The sequence below is a fragment of the Pseudomonas sp. GW821-FHT02B10 genome (assembly GCF_059421865.1).
The window spans coordinates 453,812-471,959 of sequence record NZ_JBWKVU010000005.1; the positions used below are offsets into that span (position 1 = coordinate 453,812).

The following is an 18,148-nucleotide window of genomic DNA, read 5'->3' on the forward strand; positions in this document are numbered from 1 at the left end:
CGTGATCACCAGCCAAGTCTTTTCGAGCATCCAGGCCATCGACCGCAACGCCTGGAACGACTGTTTTCCCGGCGCCCTGGAAGATTGGGATTATTACCTGGCGGTACAGAACGCCGGCATCGAGGGCTTCAGCTGGCGCTATCTGGCAGTGTTCGAAGATTCGAGGCTGGTGGCCGTCGCCCCGGCCTTCACCACCTGCTATCGCCTGGACACCACCGTCTCGGGCCCGGCCAAGCGCCTGAGCGAACGCCTGCAACGCTGGTGGCCTGGGCTGCTGCAACTGCGCCTGTACGCCATCGGTTCGCCGGTGGCCGAACAGTGCCACGCCGGCACTGCCAGCCATATCCCCGCGGTGCGCCGCCAGGCCTTGCTGGCGCAACTGCTGCACCTGGCCCGGCGCGACGCCGACGCCCAGGGCATCGGCCTGCTGGCGGTCAAGGATGCCGCCAGCCAGGATCGGCAATGGGCCGCCAGCTGCCAGGCGTTCGGCCTGCAAGCCATGCCCAGCCTGCCCAGCGCCCTGTTGCCGGTGCCCTTCGGCTCGCTGGATGCCTACCTCGGCACCCTGGGCAAGTCCACGCGCAAGGACCTGCGCCGCAAGTTGCGCGCGCCCGGGCTGCGAATCGAATGGCGACACAACATCGACGATGTGCTGCCCGAGGTCATGCGCCTGTACGAAGCCACCCTGCGGCGCAGCGAACTGCAATTCGAACGCTTACCCGCGCCCTATTTCACCGGTATCCTCCAGCAGTTGGGGGAACGGGCCGCCTGCGTGCTGTACTGGGTCGACGACCAACTGGTGGCCTTCAACCTGGTGCTGCTGGACGAGCACCGACTGATCGACAAATTCTTCGCCCACGACCTGGATATCAGTCGTGAGCACAACCTGTATTTGCGCAGCTGGATGGCCAATGTCGACTACTGTATCCAGCACCGGATCGCGCTCTACGAATGTGGCCAGGCCGGTTATGCCAGCAAGCTGCGCCTGGGCTGTACCTTCACCGGCAACAGCCTGTTTTTCCAGCATCGCAACCCGCTGCTCGACACCCTGCTCAAAGGGCTGAAATATGTTCTCCGGCCGGATCGCACCGACCCCGCCATGGCTGCTGCACTAAGCGAAAGTTCATGACCAGAAAAGACCGCCGCCGCGCCCCTCGCCCTTTCGCCATCTCCCGCTGGAGCCTGCAGCGCAAGCTGGTGCTGGCGTTCTGGATGGTCAGCGTGATCCCCACCATGATCGCCGCGGAGCTGGCGGCCACCACCCTGTCGCAGATCTTCGACAGCAACGTGCGCATCTGGCTGCAGGAGTCGACCAAGATCGTCGAGGACGAAATCACCGAGACCCTGCGCGACAACGCGCGCATCGCCCAGCTGTTCCTGCGTTATGCCAGGCCGCCCACCGACCGCAACGCGGCCAGGCACGACAAGCTCACCGCCGACATCGCCGACTCCATGGGCATCGATGTGGTGGCGCTGATCCGCAAGCGCGACCAGCAGGTGGTGTTCAGCACCGCCGCCGACGACATCGTCGGGCAGGTCAGCCTGGCCCACAACGCCGTGCTGCAGACCCTGCAGGTCGGCGGTGTGGCCACCGGCGCGGTGGTCTCGACCTTCCAGACCACCCTCGACGGCATCGACTACCAGCTGCTGATCGCCACCTACCTGGACGCCAGCTTCCTCACCAGCGTGGCCGACGTGCATTCCCTCGACCTGCGCCTGTACCTCGCCAAGGCCAACGACTTCGCCGAGATCTTCGCCACCCAGCGTTTCGAGGACCACCCGACCCAGGTGCCGGAAAAGATCGAGAACATCCTGCGCGACACCCGCCAACCCACCGAGCAGTTCACCAGCCGCTACAGCGGGCTGTACCGGCCGATCTTCAACGACAGCGGCGAGCTGGTGGGGGTGATTTTCAGCGGCCTGCTGCGCCACAGCAGCCTGGTGGGGCTGGTCAACCAGAGCAACCTGTTCATCCTGATCTTCCTGCTCAGCTCGGCGGCGTCGCTGGCCGTCGGCTGGCTGGTGTCGAAACGCCTGACCATGCCCCTGCGCGGCTTGTCCAAGGGGGTCCAGGCGGTGATCGCCGGCGACTACCGGCAACGCGTGCCGGTGATTGGCGGCGACGAGTTGGCGGAACTGAGCAGTACCTTCAACCATATGAGCGAACGCCTGGGCGAACTGCAGCACCTGGAAGCCCAGTTGCGCCGCCGCGATCGCCTGCACGCCCTGGGCGAAGTGGCCATGGGCCTGGCCCACGAAATCCGCAACCCTTTGGGCATCATCAAGACCGCCACCCAACTGCTGCACCGCCGCGCGGACCTGCCCGAAGGCGACAAGCGCCACCTGGAATACGTGATCAGCGAAGTCAGCCGGATCAACGACCTGATCACCGATTTCCTCGACTTCGCCAAACCCAGCGCGCCGATCCGCTCGACCCTGCTGGCGCGGCCGCTGGTGGAGGAGCTGATCGGCTTCTGCGAGCCGGAACTGGCCAGCCACAAGATCGACGCGCAAATCGACGACCAGGCGCCGGGCGCGACCCTGTACGCCGACGCCCGCCAGCTCAAGCAGGCCTGCCTGAACCTGATCCTCAACGCCATCGACGCCATGCCCGCCGGCGGGCGCCTGACCCTGGGCATCGCCCAGGACGCCGAGCACACCATCCTGCGGGTCGCCGACACCGGCCAGGGCATCGAGCCGGACATGCTCGAACGCATCTTCACCCCCTTCGTCACCACCAAGGCCTCGGGCACCGGGCTGGGCCTGGCCAAGGTGTTCTCGATCATGGAAAACCATGACGGGCACATCGAATGCAGCAGCGAAATAGATGCCGGCGCCACCTTCAGCCTGTACATTCCGGCCAAAGGTGAGGACGACGAAGATGATCAAGACGAGCAAAAGGCCCAGCCATGACGCATAACCTGCTGGTGGTCGACGACGAGCCCAAGCTTTGCGACCTGCTGTCCTCGGCGCTGAGCCAGGACGGTATCCAGGTGTTCACCGCCGGCAATGGCCTGCATGCGCTCAAGGTACTGGAGCAGGAAGAGATCGACCTGGTGATCAGCGACTGGCGCATGCCCGGCATGGACGGCCCTCAGCTGCTGGCCGAGGTCAAGCAGCGCTACCCGCAGATCCCGGTGATCGTCATGACCGCCTACAGCACGGTGAAAAATGCCGTGCAGTCGATGCGCAACGGCGCCTATGACTACATCGCCAAGCCCTTCGACATCGACGAGCTGGACATCACCGTCAGCAAGGCCCTGCAGTTTCGCGACATCCTCAAAGACAACCAGCGCATGCGCGCCGAGCTCGACGAGCACCGGCAGATCGACAGCCTGGTGGGCGACAGCCCGACCTTCCGCCGGGTCCTGCAAGCGGTGGACTCGGTGCGCGAAAGCAACGCCACCATCCTGCTGACCGGCGAAAGCGGCACCGGCAAGGAGATGGTCGCCCGGGCCATCCACCAGCACGGCAACCGCGCCAACAAACCCTTTGTCGCGGTCAACTGCGCGGCGATCCCCGAAGGCCTGCTGGAAAGCGAAATGTTCGGCCATCGCAAGGGCGCCTTCACCGGCGCCGTGGCCGACCGGGTCGGGCGCTTTCAGCAGGCGGACAAGGGCACGCTGTTCCTCGATGAGGTCGGCGACATGCCCCTGGCCCTGCAGGCGAAGATCCTGCGTGCCTTGCAGGAGCGGGTGATCGAGCCGGTGGGCGACCCGCGCGAGCGCAAGGTCGATGTGCGGGTGATCGCCGCCACCAACAAGAACCTGCTGGAAGCGGTGGCCAACAAGGAGTTTCGCGAAGACCTGTATTACCGCCTCAATGTCTTCCCGATCCCCCTGCCCGCCCTGCGCGAGCGGGTCGAGGATATCGCGCCCCTGGCCCGGCACTTCGCCCACACCCTGGGCGCCACCGCCGGCAAACGCATCACCGGCTTCAGCCCGCAGGCCCTGCAGGCCATGGCCAATTACGCCTGGCCGGGCAATATCCGCGAACTGCAGAACTGCGTCGAACGCGCGACCATAGTCGCCGCGGGCGCGGTGATCGAAGAAAGCGACCTGCCGGGTTATCTGTTCAGCTCACCGCCGATGAACGCCGGAGCCAGTGCCCTGCCCGCCGACAGCCTCAGCGTGCCCAGCGACCTGGACTCGGCCCTGGCCGAAGTGGAGAAGGCCTACATCCTCGCCGCCCTGCAACAGAGCAACGGCGTGCAAGCCGCCGCCGCGCAGCTGATCGGCATTTCCGAGCGCAGCTTCTGGTACCGCCTGAAGAAACTCGGGATCCAGGTCGACAAGATCGTCCGCTGAGTCGCCAAAGCCTGTTGCCCGCGATGGCGATGGCGATATTTCAGACTCACCGCGTTGCCTCCATCGCTGGCAAGCCTGGCTCCTACAGAAGCCAAGCTCGCCACCGGCCTGTAGGAGCGAAGCTTGCTCGCGATTCAGACGCCGCGGTCCACCAGTAGACCGCGTTATCGTTCATCGCGAGCAAGCTTCGCTCCTACATGAGCATCAGCTCAAAGGAGATTCGGCGCAGGCAGCGGATCGATCTGCGCCCAGTGCGAAGTGTCTTCGCGATGGCGTTGCAGGTACGGCAACACCGCCGCCAGCAACGGCGCCTTGAAGGCTTCCTGGAAACGATGGGCCAGGCCCGGAATCAGCTTCAGCTGGCTGCCCTGGATATGCGCCGCCAGGTGCACGCCGTGCATCACCGGCAACAGCGGATCGGCGGTGCCATGCACCACCAGGGTCGGCACCCGCAGCTGGTTGAGCAGGGCCACCCGGCTCGGTTCGGCGAGAATCGCCATGATCTGGCGCTTCACCCCTTCCGGATTGAAGGCCCGGTCATAGGCCTCCGCCGCCTGATGCAGCAGCGCCTGCCGATCGTCGGTGACCTGCGGGCTGCCGAGGGCGGCCAGCAGATCGGCCTGTTGCTCCAGCGCCACCTCACGGTTCGGCGCGCCGCGCCGCGACAACAGTTGCACCAGCGCCGCATTGGGCGCCGGCAGGCCTTCGGCGCCGGAGCTGGTCATGATCAGGGTCAGGCTCTCGACCCGCTGCGGCGCCATGGCCGCCAGGTGCTGGGCGATCATCCCGCCCATGCTCGCGCCCAGGACATGGAACTGCTCGACCTGCAGGGCATTCATCAGGCCCAGGGCGTCGTCGGCCATGTCGGTCAGGCTGTAGGGCGCGGCCACCGGCAGACCGAGCTTGTAGCGCAACACCTCGAACGTCAGGTTGGCGCTGACCGGCGCCTGGCGCCAGGTGGACAGGCCGACGTCGCGGTTGTCGTAACGGATCACCCGAAAACCCTGCTGGCACAGGGCAACGACCACTTCGTCCGGCCAGTGGATCAGTTGCCCGCCCAGGCCCATCACCAGCAGCAGGGCCGGATCTGAGGCACGGCCGATACTCTGGTAGGCCAGGCTCACCTGCTCCAGTTCGACCCGTTGGGTCGGTACGTTGACATCACAGCGAGACGCCGCCTGAGACGGCAGACCGAGCAACAGCGCGGCCAGGAAAACAGTCGTTGAAAAAAATCTTGCCCACATGAAGAAACACCGAAACGCAGAAGCCCAGTAGAGCGCGAGTCTGATGAACTTTGATCGAGCGCGCTGCCACAGTTACGTGACAGTTTGATGAAGATTGCCCAGCGGTCGTTTTCATGGGGATTCCTGTAGCCGCTACCGCAGGCTGCGATCGGCCCGAAGGGACGCAGCGATCTTGAATCCGCTGAAGGCCCTTCGGTCCTTTTCGCAGCCTTCGGCAGCGGCTACAGGGGCTATGGGTGCATTCAGGCCTGCTGGTTACGCAACTGACGGGCGGCGGCGACCATATTGACCAGCGCGGCTTCGGTTTCCGGCCAGGCGCGGGTCTTCAGGCCGCAGTCCGGGTTGACCCACAAGCGCTCGGCGGGAATGCGTTTGACCGCCTTGCTCATCAGCTTGACCATCTCGGCAGTGTCCGGCACCCGCGGCGAGTGGATGTCATACACCCCCGGGCCGATGTCGTTCGGGTAGTCGAAGGCTTCGAAGGCCTCCAGCAACTCCATGTCCGAACGCGATGTCTCGATGGTGATCACGTCGGCATCCATGGCCGCGATGGCCTGGATCACGTCGTTGAACTCGCTGTAGCACATGTGGGTGTGGATCTGGGTGTCGTCGCGCACTCCAGAGGCGGTCAGGCGGAAGGCTTCCACCGCCCAGTCCAGGTACGGCTGCCAGTCCGCCCGGCGCAGCGGCAGGCCCTCACGGAACGCCGCCTCGTCGATCTGCACGATCTTGATCCCGGCCTTTTCCAGGTCCACCACCTCATCGCGCAGGGCCAGCGCCAGTTGCCGCGCCTGTACTTCACGCGGCACGTCCTCGCGGGGGAAGGACCACATCAGCATGGTCACCGGCCCGGTGAGCATGCCCTTCATCACCTTGTCGGTCAGGCTCTGGGCGTAGGTGATCCAATCAACAGTCATGGCCCGCGGACGGCTCAGGTCGCCGTAGATCACCGCCGGTTTTACGCAGCGCGAACCGTAGCTCTGCACCCAGCCGAAGCGGGTGAACAGGTAGCCGTCCAGTTGCTCGGCGAAGTATTCGACCATGTCGTTGCGTTCGGCCTCGCCGTGCACCAGCACATCCAGCCCCAGGCGCTCCTGGACCTGCACCGCATGGCGGATTTCGCAGCGCATGGCATCGGTGTAATCGTTGTTCGACAGCTTGCCTTGCTTGAACGCCTGGCGGGCCAGGCGGATCGAGGCGGTCTGCGGGAACGAACCGATGGTGGTGGTCGGGAACACCGGCAGCTTCAAGCGGGCATGCTGCCGGGCAATGCGCTGGGCAAAGGGCGAATGACGCTGGCTGTCGGCGGCGCTGACCGCCTTGAGCCGCGCCTGGACCTCGGCCTTGTGGATGCGCGGCGACCGCGCGCGGCTGGCCTGCACCTGGCGGCTTGCGGCCAGGGCCGCTTGCACCGCTGGGGCCTGGGGATCGTTCAGGGCGTCACGCAGCACCGAAATCTCGCCGCATTTCTGCACGGCAAAGGCCAGCCAGCTTTTCAGCTCGGCATCCAGCTGGTCTTCCCGGGACAGGTCCACCGGGCTGTGCAACAGGGAGCAGGAACTGCTGACCCAGAGGTTGTCGCCAAAACGCTCCTGCGCCGCTTGCAGTTGCTGCAGCGCCTGCTCCAGCTCGCAACGCCAGACGTTACGGCCGTTGACCAGGCCCACGGACAGAATCTTGTAGGTCGGCAGGCGGTCGAGCACCTGGGTCAGTTGCTCCGGCGCCCGCACGGCGTCGATGTGCAGGCCGTCCACCGGCAGGCCGACGGCCAGCCCGAGGTTGTCCTGCAGACCGCTGAAGTAGGTGGCCACCAGCTTTTTCAGCGGCGAGTACTGGAGGATGTGGTAGGCACGCTCGAAGGCGCTCTTCCAGTCCTGCGGCAGGTCGAGGGTCAGGATCGGTTCGTCGATCTGCACCCACTCCACGCCCTGGGCCTTGAGGCGGTTGAGGATTTCGCCGTAGACCGGCAGCAGGCGTTCCAGCAGCTCGAGCTTGTTGAAATCGTTGCCCTTGGCCTTGCCCAGCCACAGGTAGGTCAGCGGGCCGATGATCACCGGCTTGACCCGGTGCCCCAGGGCGTGAGCTTCATCGACCTCGTCGAACAGCTGTTCCCAGCTCAGTTTGAACGACTGGTCGGCGCTGAATTCCGGGACCAGGTAGTGGTAGTTGGTGTCGAACCACTTGGTCAGTTCCTGGGCGTACTGGGTCTTTGCGTGATCGCCGCCACAGCAGCCCGCCGAGGCACCGCGGGCCATGGCGAACAAAGTGTCGAGGGTCGGCTGGCCCTGGGCGTCCTGGCTGCCGTCGAAGCGCTCGGGAACCACGCCGAAGGTCAGCGAGTGAGTCAGCACCTGGTCGTACCAGGCAAAGTCGCCCACCGGCAGCAGGTCGATGCCGGCGTCCTTTTGCAGCTGCCAGTGCCGGGCCCGCAGCTGGCGTCCGACGTCTTGCAGCGCCTGCCGGTCGAGGTCGCCCTTCCAGTAGGCTTCGAGGGCTTTTTTCAGTTCGCGGTCGGCGCCGATGCGCGGAAAACCAAGGGTGTGGGCCAAGGCCATGAGTGGGTTCCTCCCGGTAAAAGATGGCGCTATTGTCGACAGCTCAGCCAACATGAGACAAACTCAACCTTTTCGTGTTGATCACAAAATTTACTCATGGAGACCCTGGTGCTCGAAATCCGTCACCTGAAGACCCTGCACGCCCTGCGCGAAGCCGACAGCCTGGTCGAAGCCGCCGAACGCCTGCACCTGACCCAGTCCGCCCTGTCCCACCAGTTCAAGGAACTGGAAGAGCGCATGGGCATGCCGCTGTTCGTGCGCAAGACCAAGCCGGTGCGCTTCACCAGCGCCGGCCTGCGCCTGCTGCAACTGGCGGACGCCACCCTGCCGCTGTTACGCGCCGCCGAACGGGACATTTCCCGCCTGGCCGGCGGTACCGCCGGGCGCCTGCACATGGCCATCGAATGCCACAGCTGCTTCCAGTGGCTGATGCCGACCATCGACCAGTTCCGCGACGCCTGGCCGGAAGTCGAGCTGGATTTGGCCTCGGGTTTCTCCTTCGCCCCGCTGCCGGCCCTGGCCCGTGGCGACCTGGACCTGGTGGTGACCTCCGACCCGCTGGAGCTGGCGGGCATCACCTACGTGCCGCTGTTCACCTACGAAGCCATGCTGGCGGTGGCCAACCAGCACCGCCTGGCCAGCAAGCCCTACATCGCTCCGGAAGACCTGCTCAGCGAAACCCTGATCACCTACCCGGTGGAGCGCGATCGCCTGGATATCTTCACCCGCTTCCTGGAGCCCGCCGACATCGAACCGGCCCAGGTCCGCACCTCGGAGCTGACGGTGATGATGATGCAACTGGTGGCCAGTGGCCGTGGCGTGTGCGGCATGCCCCACTGGGCGCTGCATGAATACAGCTCGCGGGGCTATGTGAAGGCCAAGCGCCTGGGGGAAAAGGGCCTGTTCGCCACGCTGTACGCGGCGATCCGCGCCGACATGCTGGATGCGCCCTATATGCGCGACTTCCTGCTGACCGCCAAGGACACCTCGTTCTCGACCCTGGACGGGGTCAGCGCGGTGCGTTGAAAAGCGCCATCGGCCTGCAGGAACGGGGACGTTCAGAGGGGGGAGACAACTTCACGCCACAGGTGGAGCTTGTCGAAGTACTCGACGCCCACCCGCACCGCCAGCGGCTCCAGGCCGAACTGGACGAAACCGCAACGTTGGTACAGCGCCAGGGCGGCGTCGTTGCCGGCGGTGACCGTCAGTTGCACCAGCCGCACCCCGGGGCGTTTGCGCGCCTCCTGCAGCAGCGCCTGGACCAGCCGGTAACCCAGGCCGCCGTGGCGATAAGGCGGCGCCACATACAGGCCGAACAGCGTGGCCTTGTGCCGGGCTTTTTCCCGGACCTCGAACGCCAGGCCGACGATGCCCACCAGTTCGCCATCCTCGAAAGCCCCCAGCAACAGGTCCAGCGGGCTGCTCAGCCGCGACTCCCACCAACTCAGGGGCATCGCCGCACGTTCGGCGACACTGGAAGTAAAGGCCTGCGGATGATGCTCGTAGGCTTCGAGCATCAGCGCGCGGTAGGCAGCAGCGTGACCGGCATCGAGGCGCTGGATGGACATGGTCGGTCGAAGCCCCCGGGCCGCAGGTGAATGAAACGGTCAGACCGTCTGGCGTTGTTCCAGCAGCAGACGCACCGCCAGCCCGGCCAGCACGAAGCCCATGAAATACCGTTGGGTCGCCAACCACAGCGGATTGTGCACGAACCAGGCGGCGATGCCCGAAGCGAACAGCGCGATCAGCAGGTTGACGCTGAAGCTCACGCTGATCTGGGTCAGCCCGAGGATGATGCTCTGGGTGAACACCGAACCGTGTTCCGGGCTGATGAACTGGGGAAAGACCGACAGGTAGAACACCGCGATCTTCGGGTTCAGGGCGCTGGTGAGAAAGCCCATCAGGATCAGCTTGCGTGACGAATCCGGCGGCAACTGCTGCGCCTCGAACGGCGAACGCGCGCCCGGCTTCAGGGCCTGCCAGGCCAGCCACATCAGGTACAGGGCGCCAACCCACTTGAGCACTTCATAGGCCACCGGCACCGCCATGAAGACCGCGGTCAGGCCGATCGCCGCGGCGAACAGGTGGACGAAGAAACCGGCCACCACGCCGACCAGCGAGGTCACGCCTGCCCGGCGGCCCTGGCAGATCGAACGGGAGATCAGGTAGATCATGTTGGGGCCGGGGGTCAGCACCATCAGCAAGGCTGCGGCGATGAAGATCAACATGTCGTGAAGGGGAATCATGATGGGCAATCCTTTGTCCTTGAAAAATCAGGCCGAGGCCAGTTGCGAGGCGCGATAGAACGGCAAGATCAGGTCGCGTGTCAATGGGGCCAATGTGAGCTCGTCGCCAGCCTGCGGATCGATCCAGCAGACCTCCTCGATTTCCGCCGCGGGCCGGACCTCGTCGGTGTCCAGATCGAGGCGAAACAATTCGGCCTCGACCACAAAACCCGGCTCGTTGGCCGCCGGTGCGGAAAAACGTCCCAGGTAACAGGCGTCAGCCGGGGCGATCCGCAGTCCGAGTTCTTCTTCCAGCTCACGAGCCAGGGCCTGGGCCGGCAACTCGTCCAGCTCGATCTTGCCGCCCGGCTGCATGAAAGCCAGGGTGCCGCGCTTGCGCACCAGCAGGGTACGGCCGTCCGGGCCGATCAACAGGGCCGCGGCGATACGGATAAGGGGGGATGTAGCGCTTGAAAGAGTCATGAAAAACCTGGATCGGTTACGCGAGGCGGCAAGGATCCCATGACTGGCGAGGCGTCGTCACGACACAGTCGGCCGCTGTTTTTTCCATACACCCGGCTCTTTGCGCAGGGTGACCGGGATGCTGTACAGGCCGCACTGCCGCCATCGCGAGCAAGCTCGCTCCTACAGAGGATTATGAGTCTCTTGTAGGAGCGAGCTTGCTCGCGATAAAGGCCACCAGCGCCATCAAGCCTTGGTCGAACCGAACGAAGCGAAACGCTTGTTGAAGCCGGCGATCCGCCCTTCGGACTGGGTCTTGCGCTGCTGGCCGGTGTAGACCGGGTGCGAGGCGCTGGAGACGTCGAGGGTGACATAGGGATAGGTGTTGCCATCGCTGTGGCGCTGGGTGCGGTCGGTGTCCACGGTGGAACCGATCAGGAAGTACACATCCGCGGCGGTGTCGTGGAACAGTACGGTGCGGTAGGCGGGATGGATATTGGCTTTCATGGCAGTCTCCGAGGGCTGGGTGATGATTTAATTCGTTATACAGTAACATTACCCAACCATGAAAACGAGAACCAGTTGCAATAAGGAAAGCAGCAAATCGTCTATCGCCCTCGTCAACGCCTGACACCAGGGCGGACACCTGATGCTCAGCGGTTGCTCCGGCAAGGAGATCGCTCGTAAGCTGCAAACCTCTGCCGAAACCGTGAACGTCCATAAGAAACACATCTACGGCACGCGGGGCATCAAGTCCCGGTCCGAACTGTTTTCGATTGTTCTCCAGGCGCGCAATGCCTGACGTCTGAAGCTGCCATGTGCGCACACTGGCTGCGCCACAGCCGTTCTCTACAACAACAAGATCGTTGGCCACACAAGAAGAATGAGTACCCAAAAACGAAATCTATAGAGTCCGAACCAAGGAAACCGTATGAGCCTGTCCCTCCTGAGCCGCTACGCCTTCTTTGCTGCCTGCGTGATTTTCACCCTCGCCAGCTTGCCCTTTCTCGAACATGACTGGCTCTGGCCAATCACCCTGGTCACCTTCCTGCTCAGCCTGCTGGGCATTTTCGACCTGCTGCAAAGCCCCCACGCGGTGCGCCGCAACTACCCGATCCTGGGCAATATCCGCTACCTGGTGGAAGGCATCCGCCCGGAAATCCGCCAGTACCTGCTGGAGTCCGACAGCGACGCCCTGCCCTTCTCCCGGGCCCAGCGCTCGCTGGTCTATTCGCGAGCCAAGAACGAAAGCGCCGACAAGCCGTTCGGCACCCTGATCGACGTCTACCAGTCGGGTTTCGAATTCATCGGCCATTCCATGCGCCCGGCGCCCCTGAGCGACCCGAGCACCTTCCGCGTCACGGTCGGCGGCCCGCAGTGCAAGCAGCCCTATTCGGCCTCGGTGTTCAACATCTCGGCCATGAGCTTCGGCTCCCTCAGCGCCAACGCCATCCGTGCCCTCAACCAGGGCGCCAAGCTCGGCAACTTCGCCCATGACACCGGCGAAGGCAGCATCAGCCCCTACCACCGGGAAAACGGTGGCGACCTGACCTGGGAACTGGGCAGCGGCTACTTCGGTTGCCGCACCAGCGACGGCCATTTCGACCCGGAGCGCTTCGCCGTGCAGGCGCAGAACCCGCAGGTGCGGATGATCGAAATCAAGATGAGCCAGGGCGCCAAGCCCGGCCACGGCGGCATCCTGCCCAAGCACAAGGTGACCCAGGAAATCGCCGATACCCGCGGCATCCGCATGGGCGAGGACTGCATCTCGCCATCGAGCCACAGCGCCTTTTCCACGCCGATCGAAATGATGCATTTCATCCAGCAGCTGCGTGAGCTGTCCGGCGGCAAGCCCGTAGGCTTCAAGTTCTGCCTTGGCCACCCGTGGGAGTTCATGGGCATCGCCAAAGCCATGCTGGAGACCGGCATCCTCCCCGACTTCATCGTGGTCGACGGCAAGGAAGGCGGCACCGGCGCGGCACCGGTGGAGTTCACCGACCACATCGGCGCGCCGATGCGCGAAGGCCTGCTGTTCGTGCACAACACCCTGGTGGGCCTGAACCTGCGCGACAAGATCAAGCTCGGCGCCAGCGGCAAGATCGTCAGCGCCTTCGATATCGCCAGTGTGCTGGCCATCGGCGCCGACTGGGCCAACTCGGCGCGCGGCTTCATGTTCGCCATCGGCTGCATCCAGTCGCAAAGCTGCCACACCAACAAATGCCCGACCGGCGTCGCCACCCAGGACAACCTGCGCCAGCGCGCGCTGGTGGTGCCGGACAAGGCGCAACGGGTGTTCAGTTTCCACCGCAACACCCTCAAGGCCCTGGCCGAAATGCTCGCCGCCGCCGGCCTGCAGCACCCCTCGCAACTGGAAGCCAAGCACCTGGTACGGCGCATGTCAGCCACCGAGATCAAGCTGTTCTCGCAGCTGCATGTGTTCCTCAAGCCCGGCGAATTGCTCACCGGCGCGGTCAGCGGCGAGTTCTATTCGCGCATGTGGCAGCTGGCGCGCGCCGACAGCTTCGAGCCCAACAGCGAAGCCGCGGCCTGACCGGCCACCCTCGGCGCCCCGCCGCAACGGCGGGGCGCTATCCATCGTGCAAAGGATGCAACCCCAGTGCTCAAAGTCATCGCCGAAGATTTCATCAAGCCCGAACACCTCGACACCGTGCGCCCCTGGTACGCCGAACTGGTGGAGAAAACCCGCCAGGAGCCGGACTGCATCGCCTACGACCTGTTCGTCGACCAGCAAGACCCGGGGCACTTCATCTTTATCGAACAATGGCCAGACCGCGCGGCGCTCAAGGCCCATTGCCAGACCGAGCACTTCACCCGCCTGGTGCCACAGATCAACGCCTTCCAGGCCAGGGAATGCCGTGTGCTGCTGATGGATCAGTTCTGATCCAGCGGATAAGCCCGGCGCCTCACCAGTGCAACGTCTTGATCGGCGCCGGTTCCTTCATGACGATAAAACCGTAATCGCCCAGCAGATAGATCCGGTAGTAGCGGCTGTCCACCAGCGGTGGATAGCCCTGGTAACCGACCAGGGTCGCATTGCGCCGCTCCCTTTCCGCGACCACGTTGGTAATACCCACCTTGGGCAGGTTCTCGGCCAGCATGAAGAAGTCGATGTTCAGCAGGTAGTGCAGCACCGGCATCTGCTTGAACGACCCCGCGGCCGCCAGCAGCCAGTGATCGGAATAGGTCACCGACATATAGATGCGCTTGGCCTCGCGCAACGGCCGGTGGCTGGTGATGTCGCGCTCAAGACTCGACAGCGCGCTGGCCACCAGGGTTTTCTGCACCGTCAGCACCCGGCCATAGGCGAACGACAGCGACAGCATCGCCAGCAGCGGCACCATCAGCAGCAGTGGCAAGCGCTCATGCAGCGCCGCCAACGCCAGGTGGCTCAGATAGAACAGCAGCACCCACAATACCGCGAAGCCCATCAAGGTCCGGGCGCCTTCATTGAAGTCGCGGAAAAACAGCGCGATCCCCGACACCAGCACAAGCACCAGCGGCAATGCCAGCAGGCAGACCAGGGCCATCACGACTTTTTTCAGGCCGCTGTCCGGCCGCTGGAACAGGTTCGCCGCCAGCCGCACACAACCGGCCAGGGCGCACAGCGCCAGCGCGGCGAACACCCAGGCGAACCCGCCGTGAAACAGCAGCACGACTTTTTCCAGCACCCTGGCGATGTTGACTTGCAGTTGCAGCAAGGGCTGCGCCGACCAATTCAGCAGCAAGGTGCGGGTCTGTTCCATGAAGGGGTAGGCGGTGACGCAATAGATCATCCAGCCCAGGGCCGCCTGGGCGATCTTCCAGCCGATCATTTCCCACCAGCGCGGCCAGGCGCGCTTGTCATTGGCGCCGCGGATCACCTCCAGGCAACACAGACCCAGGAACACATTGATGCTGATCTGATACAGCCCGATGGCCAGCGCCACCAGCAAGGCCGGCACCAGCCATTGCAGCACGCGGTACGGGTTGCGATAGGTGATGGCGTAGATCACCGCCACCAGGCTCAAGGCCATGGCCGGGCCGTCGTATTGATACGACAGGTTCTGCAGAAAGAACGGGTTGTACCAGAGCGGCAACAGCACCAGGCAGCAGGCCGCCGTCGGCTGCGGATAGTAATGGAACGTCAGGCTGGTCAAGGCCGCGGCCATGACGACCGTGGCGATCAGCAGCGGCAAGGGAAAGATGTTCGGCGCAGAATGGCTGAAGGTCAGGGCGTTGTAGAACAGCTCGGTAAACAGCCGCCCCTGCTCCGTCCAGGCGGTGCCGGCCGACAGCGAGCGCCAGTTGTCATCGATATAGGGAAAGTCCGCGAGGATCAGCGGCAACACATACAACAAGGTGGCGCACAGAAAAAACAGCCAGGCCTGGCGACGCCCGAGTTCCCCGCTGAGCAAGCTGCCCATTCTGTCCATGCTAGAGCCCCAGGCGGTCTTTGCCGCCGATGACGTCCTTGATCACGTAGCGCGGCCGATGCTTGGCCTCGATATAGATACGGCCGACGTACTCGCCGAGGATGCCGATGCCGATCAACTGCACGCCGCCGAGAAACAGAATGGCGGTCATCAACGAAGGGTAGCCAGGCACGCTGTTGCCGAAGAAGATCTTGTCCAGGACCATGTACACCGCGTAGAGCACCGCGAAAATCGAGATGCCGCCACCGATGTAGGTCCACAAGCGCAACGGCACGGTGCTGAACGAGGTGATGCCTTCCAGTGCCAGGTTCCACAGTTTCCAGCCATTGAACTTGCTCTTGCCCGCCACCCGTCCGGCGCGCTCGTATTCCACCACCACCGTGGTGAACCCGGCCCACGACAAGACGCCCTTCATGAACAGCTGATGCTCGGGCAGGGTCCGGATCACATCGACCACCTTGCGATCCATCAGCCGGAAGTCGCCGACGTTCTCCTCGATCCGGGTGTAGGCGATACGGTTCAGCAGGTGGTAGAACAACGCCGCGCTGCTGCGCCTGAGAAAACTGTCGGCCGTGCGCCTGCGGCGTTTGGCGAGGACCACATCGGCACCCTTCTGCCATTCCTCGATCAGCCGTGGGATGACGCTGATCGGGTCCTGCAGGTCGACGTCCATGGGAATCACCGCATCGCCGCTGGCGTGCTCCAGCCCGGCGAACAACGCCGGTTCCTTGCCGAAGTTGCGTGAAAAGTTGATCAGCAGCACCTGATCGTCCATCTGCGCCAAGGCCTTGACCTCTTCGGCCGTGCGGTCGGAACTGCCGTCGTTGATAAACACGATCTCGACTTCGCCCTGCTCGAACCGCAACTCGCGACGCACCGCCTGGTAAAACAGGCCGATGGCCTGCTCTTCATTGAAGACCGGAACGATCAGCGAGATCTTCATCGTTCACACTCGCGGAACACCAGGTACTTGGCGAACAGAAAACCCGCCACCAGGCTCAGGGCGGAAAACACCAGCACCGTCAGCAAGCCGGGCAGCCGCCACACATCCCCGGCATGCCCGACACCCAGGCTCAGCGCCCCCATGCCCCCGAGAAACAGCAGATAACCGCCGACCGACGCCCTGGCGGCGAAGGTGAAGCGCGCATTCATATAGAAAGAAAACGACGCCGCGACGCAAAAGGCCGCCAGGTTGCTGAGCGCCTGGCTGAGGCCCGCCACCAGGCTCAGCAAAAAGAACACCAGCCAGTGGATAAAGGTGTTGGCGATGCCGATCACCGTGTATCTGGAGATTCCCTTCCATAAGAGTCTCATTGGTGACTCTCCCGCGTTGAATGTTGCTCAACTTGTATGGCAGGTTTTTCTGCCCCTCGATTGGCGAAATCGCTGATCCGGCGGTCTTTCAGACGTGTGGCATCCAAGCCGGCCTGCATGGGCCGTTGTCGTGCGAGCCCCCTCCCAGGCCTTCTCTGGCCTGATTGCCTACCCACAACGAATTGCACAAATGCATATTTAAACTTGCATCAATGCATATTACAGCTAAGGTTACCCCTGAGCCCGACCGGAGCAGGCCATCGAGGATGGCGAACCCTACAGGCCGGTCACGGGCTTGCGAAAAACGCTGCATCGCCACACGCAACAACGACACAAGCTGGACGCTTGTTTTCACTCATGGAGGATGAAAATGTTAACCCTTGAAGACACACCCTTTACCCGCACAGGTCCTGCCGAGGCACTGCCACAGTGCCTGGTCGGCACCCTGCTCAACGCCGGACTGAGCGAAGTCGACGACAGCGCGGAACACGCCGCCCTGGCCGCCAGCCTCAACTTCAGCATTCAGCAGCAAACCCAGACCAACTGGTGCTGGGCCGCGCTGTCGGCCTCGGTCGGCAACTTTTACCGCACCGGCTCCTGGACTCAATGCGGGGTTGCCAACACGGAACTGGGGCGCAATTCCTGCTGCAACCAGCCAGGGCCATGCAACGTGTATGGCTACCTGGACTCGGCCCTGCGCACCACCCGCAGTTTTGGTGGCATGAGCCAGGGCTCGATCCAACTGTCGGCCATCGAAAACCAGATCAACATGGGACGCCCCGTTGGCCTGCGCTGTGCCTGGTTTGGCGGCGGCGCGCACTTTCTGGCGATCTATGGCACCAACGGCAGCTACCTGCTGATTGCGGATTCCATCTACGGCTATTCGACCCGTGCCCTGAACACCTTCCCCCGTTCGTACAACGGCGGCGGCAACTGGACCAACACCTACTTCACCCGGAAAAACTAAGGAGGGCAGCATGCAACTGACTTATCCCAAGGCACCCGCCAACGGCGCTCAGGTACTGCGCCCGGCTCTCCAGGCGGCCCTGCAGAGCAAAGGCTTCGGCGTCAACCGCCAATTCGCCCAGGCCACCGCCAGCAAAGTGAGCCTGTCCGAGCCCTACCGCGGCTACTCGCTGAGCCTGGAAGACCTGGCCCAGGGCAAAGGCCTGCAGCAGGCCACGCTGGGGGACTGGCATTACCTGGTATTCAGCGACGGAGTCTCGATTGCCGACGCGCAACTGGCGGAAGTCGCCGGCCAGGTCGAGTTCTCGTCACTGAACCACGGCGCCCTGGCGTCGGCCACGGTCAATGCACTGAACCTGGCGGAAAAGGCGCCGCACCTCAAAGGCCGGACCTTTGAACTGCGTGTGTTGTTTGTCTCGGCGCTGCATGTCGCGGCGATCTGGCTGCACGCCAGCGATGAAGACGTGCTGATCCCGATCGAACCAACGCCCAAGCACCTGGCGAGCACCAAGCTGTACAGCGAGGCTGCGTTGCTGGCCCTGCTGGCGCCCGCCGCGCAACAAGCGAAAGCGGCGTTCGATGCGGACACCACAGGGCTGTTGGGGAGCTGACCGTTCACCGGGCTGCGGTGAACGGGCGGTT

At 63.8% G+C, this 18,148-nt stretch carries 17 protein-coding genes and 1 pseudogene; 9 read left to right on the forward strand and 9 right to left on the reverse strand.

What is annotated here, in order from left to right; genetic code table 11:
• Position 1: 1 nt before the first annotated feature.
• Genes AC07VU_RS14850 through AC07VU_RS14860 form a run of 3 tightly spaced genes read left to right on the forward strand, consistent with a single transcriptional unit; the run spans position 2 to position 4,307 of the window.
• Complete coding sequence (locus AC07VU_RS14850; protein WP_495030071.1) at positions 2-1,129, forward strand: GNAT family N-acetyltransferase; 1,128 nt, start codon at positions 2-4, stop codon at positions 1,127-1,129.
• Entirely contained in the window at positions 1,126-2,913 is a 1,788-nt protein-coding gene (locus tag AC07VU_RS14855; protein WP_495030072.1) for a sensor histidine kinase, read from the forward strand. Before AC07VU_RS14850 ends, AC07VU_RS14855 begins: the two co-directional genes overlap by 4 nt.
• Positions 2,910-4,307 (forward strand): sigma-54-dependent transcriptional regulator, encoded by a 1,398-nt coding sequence (locus AC07VU_RS14860; RefSeq protein ID WP_274304503.1) that lies wholly within the window; start codon positions 2,910-2,912, stop codon positions 4,305-4,307. The genes AC07VU_RS14855 and AC07VU_RS14860 overlap by 4 nt, the downstream gene beginning before the upstream one ends.
• A 209-nt stretch (positions 4,308-4,516) precedes the next feature.
• On the opposite strand, the gene AC07VU_RS14865 is transcribed toward AC07VU_RS14860, so the two are convergent.
• Complete coding sequence (locus tag AC07VU_RS14865) at positions 4,517-5,551, reverse strand: alpha/beta fold hydrolase (protein WP_009045393.1); 1,035 nt, start codon at positions 5,549-5,551, stop codon at positions 4,517-4,519.
• A gap of 242 nt (positions 5,552-5,793) precedes the next feature.
• Positions 5,794-8,106, reverse strand: a complete 2,313-nt coding sequence (gene metE, locus AC07VU_RS14870; protein WP_495030073.1) for a 5-methyltetrahydropteroyltriglutamate--homocysteine S-methyltransferase — start codon at positions 8,104-8,106, stop codon at positions 5,794-5,796.
• Between the two features lie 108 nt (positions 8,107-8,214).
• Here metE and metR point away from each other — a divergent pair, with 108 nt between their 5' ends.
• Entirely contained in the window at positions 8,215-9,132 is a 918-nt protein-coding gene (gene metR / locus AC07VU_RS14875; RefSeq protein ID WP_457274764.1) for a transcriptional regulator MetR, read from the forward strand.
• Between the two features lie 32 nt (positions 9,133-9,164).
• Here the strand turns inward: metR and AC07VU_RS14880 are convergent, their stop codons facing one another.
• The 4 genes from AC07VU_RS14880 to AC07VU_RS14895 form a co-directional block, all read right to left on the reverse strand.
• Complete coding sequence (locus AC07VU_RS14880; protein ID WP_087090106.1) at positions 9,165-9,674, reverse strand: GNAT family N-acetyltransferase; 510 nt, start codon at positions 9,672-9,674, stop codon at positions 9,165-9,167.
• A 39-nt stretch (positions 9,675-9,713) separates the two neighbouring features.
• Positions 9,714-10,352, reverse strand: a complete 639-nt coding sequence (locus tag AC07VU_RS14885; RefSeq protein WP_007930534.1) for a LysE family translocator — start codon at positions 10,350-10,352, stop codon at positions 9,714-9,716.
• Between the two features lie 27 nt (positions 10,353-10,379).
• A complete protein-coding gene (locus AC07VU_RS14890; protein ID WP_495030074.1) occupies positions 10,380-10,814 on the reverse strand; it encodes an NUDIX hydrolase in 435 nt (144 codons plus the stop codon).
• 225 nt (positions 10,815-11,039) lie between these two features.
• On the reverse strand, positions 11,040-11,300 hold the full coding sequence (locus AC07VU_RS14895; RefSeq protein ID WP_087090103.1) for a type B 50S ribosomal protein L31: 261 nt from the start codon (positions 11,298-11,300) through the stop codon (positions 11,040-11,042).
• A 133-nt stretch (positions 11,301-11,433) separates the two neighbouring features.
• Between AC07VU_RS14895 and AC07VU_RS14900 the strand changes: the two are divergent.
• From AC07VU_RS14900 to AC07VU_RS14910, 3 genes and pseudogenes are all read left to right on the forward strand, one after another.
• Positions 11,434-11,595, forward strand: a pseudogene (locus tag AC07VU_RS14900) (LuxR C-terminal-related transcriptional regulator); the annotation flags it as partial.
• Positions 11,596-11,724: 129 nt separating this feature from the next.
• Positions 11,725-13,344: an FMN-binding glutamate synthase family protein gene (locus tag AC07VU_RS14905; protein ID WP_457274766.1), complete on the forward strand. Its 1,620-nt coding sequence runs from the start codon at positions 11,725-11,727 to the stop codon at positions 13,342-13,344.
• Between the two features lie 66 nt (positions 13,345-13,410).
• Positions 13,411-13,695: a putative quinol monooxygenase gene (locus AC07VU_RS14910; RefSeq protein ID WP_023967088.1), complete on the forward strand. Its 285-nt coding sequence runs from the start codon at positions 13,411-13,413 to the stop codon at positions 13,693-13,695.
• A 22-nt stretch (positions 13,696-13,717) separates the two neighbouring features.
• Here AC07VU_RS14910 and AC07VU_RS14915 read toward each other — a convergent pair whose 3' ends face one another.
• Genes AC07VU_RS14915 through AC07VU_RS14925 form a run of 3 tightly spaced genes read right to left on the reverse strand, consistent with a single transcriptional unit; the run spans position 13,718 to position 16,540 of the window.
• A complete protein-coding gene (locus AC07VU_RS14915) occupies positions 13,718-15,226 on the reverse strand; it encodes a glucosyltransferase domain-containing protein (protein ID WP_457274767.1) in 1,509 nt (502 codons plus the stop codon).
• Between the two features lies 1 nt (position 15,227).
• Complete coding sequence (locus tag AC07VU_RS14920) at positions 15,228-16,169, reverse strand: glycosyltransferase family 2 protein (RefSeq protein ID WP_007923144.1); 942 nt, start codon at positions 16,167-16,169, stop codon at positions 15,228-15,230.
• Positions 16,166-16,540 carry a GtrA family protein gene (locus AC07VU_RS14925; RefSeq protein ID WP_007923142.1) on the reverse strand — a complete coding sequence of 125 codons (375 nt, stop codon included), beginning with the start codon at positions 16,538-16,540 and terminating at the stop codon, positions 16,166-16,168. The genes AC07VU_RS14920 and AC07VU_RS14925 overlap by 4 nt, the downstream gene beginning before the upstream one ends.
• A 370-nt stretch (positions 16,541-16,910) precedes the next feature.
• Here AC07VU_RS14925 and AC07VU_RS14930 point away from each other — a divergent pair, with 370 nt between their 5' ends.
• Both AC07VU_RS14930 and AC07VU_RS14935 read left to right on the forward strand, forming a co-directional pair.
• Positions 16,911-17,507 (forward strand): papain-like cysteine protease family protein, encoded by a 597-nt coding sequence (locus tag AC07VU_RS14930; protein WP_274304508.1) that lies wholly within the window; start codon positions 16,911-16,913, stop codon positions 17,505-17,507.
• Positions 17,508-17,517: 10 nt separating this feature from the next.
• Entirely contained in the window at positions 17,518-18,117 is a 600-nt protein-coding gene (locus AC07VU_RS14935) for a hypothetical protein (protein WP_007923139.1), read from the forward strand.
• Positions 18,118-18,148: the final 31 nt, after the last annotated feature.